General features: G+C 65.5%; 13 protein-coding genes. 5 read left to right on the plus strand and 8 right to left on the minus strand.

Features of this window, described 5'->3' with window-relative positions:
- Positions 1-113 precede the first annotated feature (113 nt).
- Positions 114-1,139: a biotin synthase BioB gene (gene bioB / locus DAD99_RS20160; RefSeq protein ID WP_193342964.1), complete on the plus strand. Its 1,026-nt coding sequence runs from the start codon at positions 114-116 to the stop codon at positions 1,137-1,139.
- 26 nt (positions 1,140-1,165) lie between these two features.
- Here the strand turns inward: bioB and DAD99_RS20165 are convergent, their stop codons facing one another.
- Genes DAD99_RS20165 through DAD99_RS20180 form a run of 4 tightly spaced genes read right to left on the minus strand, consistent with a single transcriptional unit; the run spans position 1,166 to position 4,739 of the window.
- Positions 1,166-1,435, minus strand: a complete 270-nt coding sequence (locus DAD99_RS20165) for a hypothetical protein (protein WP_185263488.1) — start codon at positions 1,433-1,435, stop codon at positions 1,166-1,168.
- A complete protein-coding gene (gene nagB / locus DAD99_RS20170) occupies positions 1,411-2,220 on the minus strand; it encodes a glucosamine-6-phosphate deaminase (protein ID WP_193342965.1) in 810 nt (269 codons plus the stop codon). The genes DAD99_RS20165 and nagB overlap by 25 nt, the downstream gene beginning before the upstream one ends.
- On the minus strand, positions 2,201-3,496 hold the full coding sequence (locus DAD99_RS20175) for an N-acetylglucosamine-6-phosphate deacetylase (protein WP_227008310.1): 1,296 nt from the start codon (positions 3,494-3,496) through the stop codon (positions 2,201-2,203). The genes nagB and DAD99_RS20175 overlap by 20 nt, the downstream gene beginning before the upstream one ends.
- Complete coding sequence (locus DAD99_RS20180; RefSeq protein ID WP_227008311.1) at positions 3,486-4,739, minus strand: PTS transporter subunit EIIC; 1,254 nt, start codon at positions 4,737-4,739, stop codon at positions 3,486-3,488. Before DAD99_RS20180 ends, DAD99_RS20175 begins: the two co-directional genes overlap by 11 nt.
- Positions 4,740-4,925: 186 nt before the next feature.
- On the opposite strand from DAD99_RS20180, the gene DAD99_RS20185 reads away from it, so the two are divergent.
- The 3 genes from DAD99_RS20185 to DAD99_RS20195 are packed head-to-tail and all read left to right on the plus strand — an operon-like array spanning position 4,926 to position 6,393.
- The gene (locus tag DAD99_RS20185; protein ID WP_193342966.1) at positions 4,926-5,156 is read left to right on the plus strand and encodes a glucose PTS transporter subunit EIIB; all 231 of its coding nucleotides are present in this window, start codon (positions 4,926-4,928) and stop codon (positions 5,154-5,156) included.
- Positions 5,153-5,668, plus strand: a complete 516-nt coding sequence (locus DAD99_RS20190; RefSeq protein WP_309233436.1) for a PTS glucose transporter subunit IIA — start codon at positions 5,153-5,155, stop codon at positions 5,666-5,668. Before DAD99_RS20185 ends, DAD99_RS20190 begins: the two co-directional genes overlap by 4 nt.
- A 5-nt stretch (positions 5,669-5,673) precedes the next feature.
- Positions 5,674-6,393, plus strand: a complete 720-nt coding sequence (locus DAD99_RS20195) for a GntR family transcriptional regulator (protein ID WP_193342967.1) — start codon at positions 5,674-5,676, stop codon at positions 6,391-6,393.
- Between the two features lie 89 nt (positions 6,394-6,482).
- Here the strand turns inward: DAD99_RS20195 and DAD99_RS20200 are convergent, their stop codons facing one another.
- Positions 6,483-7,538, minus strand: coding sequence for a DNA polymerase IV (locus DAD99_RS20200; RefSeq protein WP_193342981.1), 1,056 nt, complete (start codon positions 7,536-7,538; stop codon positions 6,483-6,485).
- A 116-nt stretch (positions 7,539-7,654) separates the two neighbouring features.
- Positions 7,655-8,119 carry a phage tail protein gene (locus DAD99_RS20205; protein WP_185263484.1) on the minus strand — a complete coding sequence of 155 codons (465 nt, stop codon included), beginning with the start codon at positions 8,117-8,119 and terminating at the stop codon, positions 7,655-7,657.
- A 57-nt stretch (positions 8,120-8,176) separates the two neighbouring features.
- On the opposite strand from DAD99_RS20205, the gene DAD99_RS20210 reads away from it, so the two are divergent.
- Positions 8,177-8,425: a hypothetical protein gene (locus DAD99_RS20210; RefSeq protein WP_193342968.1), complete on the plus strand. Its 249-nt coding sequence runs from the start codon at positions 8,177-8,179 to the stop codon at positions 8,423-8,425.
- 78 nt (positions 8,426-8,503) lie between these two features.
- Here the strand turns inward: DAD99_RS20210 and DAD99_RS20215 are convergent, their stop codons facing one another.
- Both DAD99_RS20215 and DAD99_RS20220 read right to left on the minus strand, forming a co-directional pair.
- A complete protein-coding gene (locus DAD99_RS20215; protein WP_193342969.1) occupies positions 8,504-8,788 on the minus strand; it encodes a hypothetical protein in 285 nt (94 codons plus the stop codon).
- Between the two features lie 363 nt (positions 8,789-9,151).
- Positions 9,152-9,540, minus strand: a 389-nt coding sequence (locus tag DAD99_RS20220; RefSeq protein ID WP_193342970.1) for an NAD(P)(+) transhydrogenase (Re/Si-specific) subunit beta, incomplete at its 5' end; no start/stop codon positions are given.

The raw sequence follows: 9,540 nt of genomic DNA on the forward strand, positions 1-9,540 counted from the left end.
CAATTTCAGCTTCATCACTTTGTCGAAACCCGACAAAATCCCGCACCGAACTGAGAACTAGCGTTTGTTCCGAGGCAATATCCGCAGCTAAGCACCCCCAAAAAGGACTATTGATGACGATACAGCCAGACCTCCAGGCCAACCCCGGCACTATCCTCGGAACCGCCAGGACACAGGTCCTGGAGCAGGGGATCGGCCTCTCCGAAAGCCAGCTGGTGGAAATCCTGAGCCTGCCGGACCGGGATCTGCCCGCCGCCCTGCAGCTCGCCCACGAGGTCCGGCTGCGGCACTGCGGTGAGGACGTCGAGGTGGAGGGCATCATTTCCATCAAGACCGGCGGCTGCCCCGAAGACTGCCATTTCTGCAGCCAGTCCGGCCTGTTCGACTCCCCCGTCCGCGGCGTCTGGCTGGACATCCCCGAGCTGGTCAAGGCCGCGAAAGAGACCGCTGCGACGGGAGCCACCGAATTCTGCATCGTCGCCGCCGTCCGTGGCCCGGACATCAAGCTCATGAACCAGATCAAGTTCGCCATCGACAGGATCAACGAGGCAGTAGACATCAACATCGCCTGCTCATTGGGCATGCTGACCCAGCGCCAGGTGGACCAGCTCGCCGCATGGGGCGTCCACCGCTACAACCACAACCTCGAAACCGCGCGCAGCTACTTCCCCGAGGTCGTCACCACGCACAGCTACGAGGAGCGCCTGGACACCTGCAACATGGTCAAGGCCGCAGGCATGGAACTGTGCTGCGGCGCCCTGATCGGCATGGGCGAATCCCTGGAACAGCGAGCGGAACTCGCAGCCCAGCTCGCGGCCCTGGAACCCCACGAAGTCCCGCTGAACTTCCTCAACCCCCGCCCCGGGACCCCGCTGGAAAACCAGGGCATCATGGATGGCAAGGACGCCCTCCGCGCCATCGCCGCGTTCCGGCTGGCGATGCCACGCACCGTGCTCCGCTACGCCGGCGGACGCGAGCTGACCCTCGGCGACCTCGGCACCCGCCAAGGCCTCATGGGCGGCATCAACGCCGTCATCGTGGGCAACTACTTGACCACACTGGGCCGCCCGGCAGACGCCGACCTGAACCTGCTCGTCGAGCTGAACATGCCTATCAAGGAACTCCAGAAGACATTATGATCCCCAACTCCCCAGGCTCGACGGGCTCAACCACCGGCTCCACCGCTGCGTTCTGTGGGCACTGCGGCGTACCGTCCGACGGCGGCGACAGCCCGGCGTCGGACGTTCACCACCGCTGCGGCGAACGCCTCGCAATGGAGCCGCCGCGTTACTGCGCCGCCTGCCGGCGGCGCATGAAAGTCCAGGTGACGCCGCTGGGCTGGACCGCCGAATGCTCCCGCCACGGAGTGCTCGCACCATGAGTGGCGAACGCCAGCCTCGGCATCCGTCTTCAGGTTGAAGAGCTGATCAGCCACGGTCTGGTAGGGGTCTGGCCGAGCTGGTCGTTGAACTCCTGCGCGTCCCGGTAGTACTCGAGCATGGAGAGCCGGGACGCGGCCGCCGGGTCAAGGAGGACCACGGCTCTCCGGTGAAGCTGCAGCACCGACGCCGGACAGTTGGCGCTGACAGGGCCCTCCACCATCGCCTGGACGGCGGCGGCCTTGTTCTCCCCCATCGCCACGAGGACGGCCAGCTTCGCCTCGAGGATGGTCCCCAGCCCCTGGGTCAGGCACAACCGCGGAACGCTGCCGTCCGGGAAGAACCGGGCGTTGTCAGTGCGGGTGGCCCCCGCCAGGGTCTTTACCCGGGTCCGCGAGGCAAGTGACGACGTCGGCTCGTTGAACCCGATGTGGCCGTTCGCGCCGATGCCCAGGATCTGGATGTCTACTCCCCCGGCCGCCGCAATCGCTGCGTCGTAGCGTTCTGCCTCGGCAACGAGGTCCGCCGCGTCGCCCTGCGGGGTGAAGAGCCGCTCCAAGGGCAGGCCAACCTGGTCAACGAACTCGCGCCGGATGGTGGAGTAGTAGGACTGCCTATGTTCCTTCGGCAGTCCTGCGTACTCGTCGAGCGTGAAGCCGGTGACCTGGCCGAAGCTGAGCTGTTCCTCGCGGTGCCGCCGGATGAGCTCCTGGTAGGTGGAACTCGGGGAGCCTCCGGTGGCCAGGCCCAGGACCGCCGGTCCCCTCCGCACCCTGGCCTCGATGATGTCTGCCGCCCGGGCTCCTACGTGATCGATGGACTCACACAGAACTATCTGCACGGTCTTTCCTTTCCTGCGTTTGTGATGTGCCGGCACGATAGACCTGCACGAGTTCAAGTTCGCCGGTGGCCACCAGTACGTCCGCGCGGTATCCGGCGGCGATGGCGCCAACCCTGGTGGGGCCCCGGTCAAGGCCCATCAGCCGGGCCGGAGTGGACGAAGCCGCCGCCACGGCGTCGGCGAGCGGAATCCCCCATTCGACGCAGCGGCGCACGTTTTCCAGCAGGAAACTCGTGGCCCCGGCGATCGCTCCGGCTTCCTGCCCTTCCCCGGATTGGGTCCTGCCCGCCGGCGCCAGCCGTGCCACCCGGTCCTGGACCAGCACGTCCAGGCTGCCGAGGGTGTAGTGCCCATCGGACATTCCCGCCGCGGCCATGGCATCCGTGATGAGGGCAACGGAGCGTGGACCCACGAGGCTGAAAACCATCCGGACGATTTCCGGGTCGAGGTGCACACCGTCGGCAATCAGCTCCAGCACCATGTGCCCAGGTGACTGCTCGGCGGCCTGCAGCATCACCGCGACGGGCCCGGCATCCCGGTGGTCCAGCGAAGGCATCCGGTTGAACAGGTGCGTGGCCGACCACTGGCGGTCAACGCCCCCAGCACCGCCATCAGCGCCCAGGACTTCCCGGGTGCGGGAAGCCGTTGCGGCGGTGTGGCCAAGGGAAGGCACGACGCCGTGTTCCCGGCAGAGCTGCACCAGCTCAGCAAAGTGCGGGGTTTCGGGGGCCAGGGTCAGTGACCGCACGGTCCCGCGCCCCGTTTCAAGCCACTGCTTCAGGAGCGCCGGATCGCCGTCGATGATGGCTGCAGGGTCCTGGGCCCCGCACATGCTCTTGGTGATGAACGGCCCTTCCAGGTGCAAGCCGGCCAGGGCGCCGTCTGCCACCACGTCCCGCAGCGCCGCGATCTGCTCCAGCAGCACGTGCGACGGCGCCGAAACGAGCGAGGCGAGTACCGACGTCGTGCCTTCCGAGGCGTGATGGGCGGCGGTCAGTCTGGCCCCGTCAGCGTCGGCGGAGAAGGTGTGCCCCACGGCACCGTGGCAGTGCACGTCCACGAGCCCGGGCAGGATCAGCGGCACCTGCCGGACCTCGGCGTCGAATCCTGCCGGCAGGTCCGACGTCGGGCCGCTCCACTGGATGGTTCCCCCGGCCATCACCACGGTGCCGTCGTCAATCACTGCGTCGCCTGGGTGGCCGGTAACGAGGCGGCCCCGCAGCGCCACCACGCCGTCGGCCCCGCCGCCCCGGCCAGACGAGAGCTCAGCTTGCATCGGCTTTGGCCATGGAGCCGTTCTCATCGCTTTCATCTTCGCGGCCCATGGTGCGAAGGTTCCAGCGGCGGATCACAAAGCGGAACACCACATAGTAGATGGCGGCATAGATCAGCCCGATCGGAATCAGCCACACGGGATTCTGCGCGATGCCGAAGTTCAGGACGTAGTCGATGGCCCCGGCGGAGAAGCCAAACCCGTGGTGGATGCCCAGGAAGTTGACCAGCATCATGGACGTGCCGGTCAGGAATGCGTGGACGATGTACAGCGGCCAGGCCACGAACATAAACGAAAACTCGAGCGGTTCGGTAATGCCCGTGAGGAAGGCGGTGAGGCCGGTGGAGAGCATCACGCCGCCCACGATCTTCCGCTGCGACGGCTTGGCTTCCTGCCAGATGGCCAGGGCGGCGGCGGGCAGGGCGAACATCATGATGGGGAAGAAGCCGGTCATAAAGACGCCGGCGGTGGGGTCTCCGGCGAAGAACCGGTTCAGGTCACCGTGGGCGCCGTTGTAGTCGCCGATGATGAACCAGACAATGGAGTTCAGGATGTGGTGCAGTCCCAGCGGGATCAGCAGCCGGTTGAGGGTGCCGTAGACCCCGCTGCCCACCACGGTGTTGTCCGCCACTGCGTTGCCGACGGCGGTGAGTCCGGTGTTGAAATACGGGTAAATCAGTGCCAGGAGCACGCCGATCACAATCGCGGCGAAGGACGTAAGGATGGGTACCAGCCGGCGGCCGGCGAAGAAGCCCAGCCAGTCCGGCAGGGTGGTGCGGTGGAAGCGCTGCCAGAGCAACGCCGTGGTCAGGCCCATGACGATGCCGGCCAGCACACCGTAATTGATAACGGGATCTTTCCCGCCTTCCGGGGCGGCGCCCATCACCAGCGGCGCCATGACCTTGAAGACGTTGGTCAGGACCAGGTACCCGACGACGGCGGCGAGGGCCGTGGATCCGTCACCCTTCTTGGCGAATCCGAAGGAGATGCCGACGGCGAAGAGCAGCGGCAGGTTCTCGAACAGGGCGCCGCCGGCGGCACCGATGACCTGGGCGACGGTGGTCAGGGATTCGAACCTGCCCAACAGGTCGTCCTGGCCCAGACGGAGCAGGAGCGCGGCCGCGGGGAGGGCGGCGATGGGCAGCATGAGGCTTCGGCCGAAGCGCTGCATGTTCTGCAGGGCCTTGCCGCTGCCCTTGGCCTTTTCCGGCGCCGCGGCGCCGGCTGTGGGGTTTTCCGTGGTCATAATGTTCCTCGTCTCGAAGAGGGTGGTGCTTGTGCGGGGGTGCTTGGTTCAGTAGAGTCTAGCTAACTGGTTATAACCAGTGACAACCATCACTGTGAAGGGCGCCGGCCACAGTTGTCAACCTCAAGCTCCAACTTGGCTTCCGGAACCACCGCCCTTCACCGCTTACCAACACCGGGAGTAAACATGTCCAAAGCAGAAATCATCCTCGCCGCCCTTGGCGGCGCCGGGAACGTCGAAGAGATCGAAGGGTGCATCACCCGCCTGCGCACCGAAGTGGTGGACGCCGGCCGCGTGGACGAGGCCGCCCTCAAGGCCGCCGGCGCACACGGCGTGATGATGTCCGGCACAGTGGTCCAAGTAGTGGTGGGCCCGGAAGCCGAGAGCCTCGCCGAAGACATCCAGGACCTGATGTGAGCCATTCTGACGTGACCGCACCTGAATTGAGCACGGAAGCATCCGCTCAAATTATCAGCGTGGCCTCGCCGCTGCCTGGCAGACTCATCCCGCTGAGCGAAGTGCCGGACCCGGTGTTCGCGAAAGGGCTCGTGGGCGGCGGCGCAGCCATCATCCCTGATGACGACGCCGGCGTGATCACCGCCGTGGCGCCACTTGACGGCAAGGTGGTCAAGGTCATGCCGCACGCCTACATCGTCCAGCACGCGTCCGGGCCCGCCGTGCTGGTGCACGTCGGAATCGACACCGTGCGCCTGAAGGGCGAGGGCTTCACGGTGATCGCGCAGAAGGGCGAGCAGGTCCGCGCCGGCGATCCCATGATCACCGTGGACGTTACCCTGGTCCGATCAAAGGACCTGAGCATGTGCAGTCCCGTGGTGATCCTGGACAGCGCGGCGGACGCCATCGAAGCGCCGGCATCCGGCGGGCGCGTGGAAGCGGGCGCGCGCCTGTTCGATCTTCCCGGAAGATAGGAGACATGAATACGGCAGGGGAACTGAAACACGTCTGGCTCAGAAGGCAACTCCAGGAGCTGGTGTCCAGCACGCTGCGGCCCGGCGATGCCCTGCTGGGCGAACGGCAGCTGGAGGAGCAGTTCAGGGTCTCGCGGATCACGGTCCGCCGGGCCATCTCGGATCTGGTCCAGGACGGGGCGCTGGTCCGGATCAAGGGGAAAGGGACGTTCGTTTCGCACGGGCTAGTCCGTTCCACCCTTCACCTGGCTTCCTTCAACGAGGACATGCGGCAGGCAGGCTTTGTGCCCAGCACACGGGTTATCAACGTGTCCACGGCAGTGCCCCCAGCGGCAGCTGCCGAGCACCTGGGGCTGACTCCGGAACAGCCTGCGTACCAGGTCCGGCGGCTCCGTCTGGCCAACGGAGCACCAGTCAGCGTCGATGAGTCGTGGCTGCCGCCGGACCTGCTGCCGGACCTGCTCTCGTCAGATCTGACCGGTTCCCTGTACCGGGCGTTGGGAGCCGCCGGGCACCCGGTCGAGCAGGCGGAGCAGACCGTGGAGGCCGCCGCGGCGTCCGTGGAAACGGCTGCCCTGCTGGACATCGCGCCGGGAGCACCCGTCCTGCTCTTCAAGCGCAGGTCCTTCACCGGGACCGAAGAACCGGGCACTCCCATTGAGTACGCCATCTCCACGTACCGCTCGGACCGGTACCAGGTGTCGATGCGCCTGGCACTGGGCTGACCCGGACTCACGTGGGTGATCGTGCAGTTCGACGGCACCACAGTCGTCGAATCGATTCTTCGTCGCTGGCGAGGACGGTAGCGAAGCCGTCACCAACCGCCGCGCGTAGGCGTATGTTGCTTTCGGGCCTCGTCGGGCATTGCCATCTCGGCCCGCAGGCCCAGGAGCCGGATCGGACGGCCCGCTTCGATTCCGGCCACGAGATCCAATGCCCGCGCGAGGATTTCGTTCCGGTCGAATGTCTCAGGAATCTTCTTCGCGTGGGTCTTGGTGACGAACGGTGCGTACCGAACCTTCAGGGTCAGCCCAACGACGGGCCGCCCTTCGGCCACAACATCCTCAAGGACACGCGTTGTCAGCTCCCGCACGGCCTCGTCCACCTGGGCGGCCTCGGTCAGGTCCCGCTGGAAGGTGGTCTCCCGGCTATGCCCGCGGGCAACCCACGGGGTGTCGTCCACAACGCTGGTGCCGTCCCCGCGCCCGAGCGCCGCATACCACGGACCCATCCTGGGGCCGAACTCCGGGACCAGGTCCTGCGGGTCGGACGCGGCGAGCTCGGCAACTGTGTTGATGCTGAGCTTGGCCAGCCGGCCGGACACTTTGGTTCCGACGCCCCACAGCTCCTTGGTGGACCGGCTGCCCATGACGGCGAGCCAGTTCCCGGCAGTAAGGCGGAAGACACCGGCCGGCTTACCGAAACCGGTGGCGACCTTGGCCCGGACCAATGTGTCGCCGATGCCCACGCTGCAATGCAGCTGCGTGCGCTCCAGGACAGCTGCCTGCACCTGCCGGGCGTAGGCTTCCGGAACCTCCGCCTCGGTGCCTACAAAGGCTTCATCCCAACCCAGCACCTGCACGGTGGCGCCGGGCAGCGCGCGCAGGGTAGCCATCACCGTTTCAGACGCCGCGAGGTAAGCCTCATGATCGACGGGGAGGATCACAGCGTCGGGCACTTTCCGGGCCGCAACGCGCAAGGGCATCCCGGAACCCACACCGAACGCCCTGGCTTCATAGGATGCGGTCGACACCACAGCCCGTTCCGTGGGATCGCCGCGACCGCCCACAATGATGGGCTTGCCCGCAAGCTCCGGCCGCCGCAGCACTTCGACCGCCGCGATGAACTGGTCAAGATCGACGTGCAGCACCCACCGGATTCCGCTCACGCCACCAGTCTGCCCTAAACATCCCCGGCAGGCATCCACTCTCAATCGAGACGGCGGGAGCCGCACTCGGCATGCTCCCGGGCGCGGAAGTCAGCTGATCAGTACTCGCCCTTAATCACGAAGTAGGAACCGCGGATAACGCCTGCCAGCTTTGATTTCTGGCGGGCAAACTTGAAACGTGATGCGAGTTCCTCCGGAATCTCCATGCCTTCAGCCAGTTTGAATCCGACCGCTCGCTTCCCGCCGTCCCCGATGCTGTACATGACGTTGATCGACAGCCCCGACTCGTAGAACACGTAGTCCATCCGCAAACCGTCAACTTCGAAGGCCGTAGCTTCGAGGGGGCGGGAGCCGATCACGATATCGCGCTCGTCCGCTAGGATCCGGCTCACCCGCTCGACCACGTCCGGAACCTCGCTTGCAGGACTGACGGTGAAGACGTGGTCGTATTTATTGCGGTAGTAGCGCCCCTCGTTGGCGCGCAACCCAGCGATCGCCTCGGCGACCGGAGACGATTCCAGGCCAACAATGGAAACGTCCTTGAAGTCAACAACGTACGGCATGCGCGCTCCTGATTTCGATGTGTTGGACCAACGATAACCTGGGGTAGCCTGACGAACATGGCCAAGGCAGCCTCGCGTGCACGCGCGTGGATCGGGACGATCATTTTCCATTTCCTCGCGCCCGGCGTCGTCGCGGGCCTCGTCCCGTGGCTCTTTTCCGACTGGCGGTGGTACGACTGGGGCGGCGCGGCGTGGGTCGTCGTGCCGATCGCTCCGACCCAGGCTCTCGTCGTGACTGGGATATACCGGAGCAACGTCCCGGGGTGGTGGCCGCGGCTTACGCCGTGGCGGGGCCGCCGGCAGTGACAGGTTTGAACGGGCTGGGCGGTGAACTCGGGCTGAAATTTACGACAGCTTGTCTCAGCATGGGAACTCCGCCTTGAACTATTCCTTGAGGTGCTGGACGAGCACATCAAATTCGTCCACTCCAAGGACCTCCATATGTTGCTCCGCGCTGGTCTCCGAGCGGATCCGATCCGCTTCCTGACGGCTGCCCGCAAGCGCGTCCTCGTCATCCCACAGCGTTATCGAGAGTGACGTGTTTGCTTTTCCCAGAAGGTAATAGATCCCCCTGCATCCCGGCAGGGCAAGCACCTGGTTGACGGTTTCTCCTGAAGGCGCTCCCGTACTGTCAGGAGCGGGCCGGTACGTGCTGATGCGAGCGAACATTGCGTTTCGTCCTCTGATAGCCGTTGGTTAAGCCTCCAAGCCACACGAGCTGTTGGCGGCAGACTTGGGAGGCTACGCCTCCTCCCATTAGTAAGTACCCGGGCTGCTGGAAGTGCAAGACTGGTGAGACCTGCTGCCCCGGCCCTCACCTCGACCACGGGGGTGGTCTGCGATCGGTGTTCCTCGCGAAACAGGCGGACCGCCACACCAGTGATTCGTCATAGGACCCTGCGCTGCAGGCTGCTGGTCGGCTTCTCGTTCTTGAGCAGTTTCAGCCTGCAGCGCACCGAACGGGCGGATCACAGCTTCTACATATCAGCGAGCGGGACGCGTGAGGAAGGTTCCACGGTTAAGGGGCCTCAGTTAGAACGCTCGGAGTATGTCTTCGACGCGTTGTTTGGCGTCGCCGAAGAGCATTTGGGAGTTGTCGCGGTAGAAGAGGGGGTTTTGGACTCCTGCGTAGCCGGCGGCCATGGAGCGTTTGAACACCACGACGTTTTCGGCTTCCCAGACCCGCAGGACGGGCATCCCGGCGATGGGGCTTCCCGGGTCTTCGGCCGCGGAGGGGTTCACGGTGTCGTTCGCGCCGATGACGAGGACTACCGAGGTGTCGCCGAGGTCTTCGTTGATTTCGTCCATTTCCAGGACGATGTCGTAGGGGACCTTGGCTTCGGCGAGGAGCACGTTCATGTGTCCGGGCAGGCGCCCGGCGACGGGGTGGATGCCGAACCGGACGTTCACGCCGCGTTCGC

It is taken from the genome of Pseudarthrobacter sp. AB1, assembly GCF_014926485.1.
GTDB lineage: Bacteria > Actinomycetota > Actinomycetes > Actinomycetales > Micrococcaceae > Arthrobacter.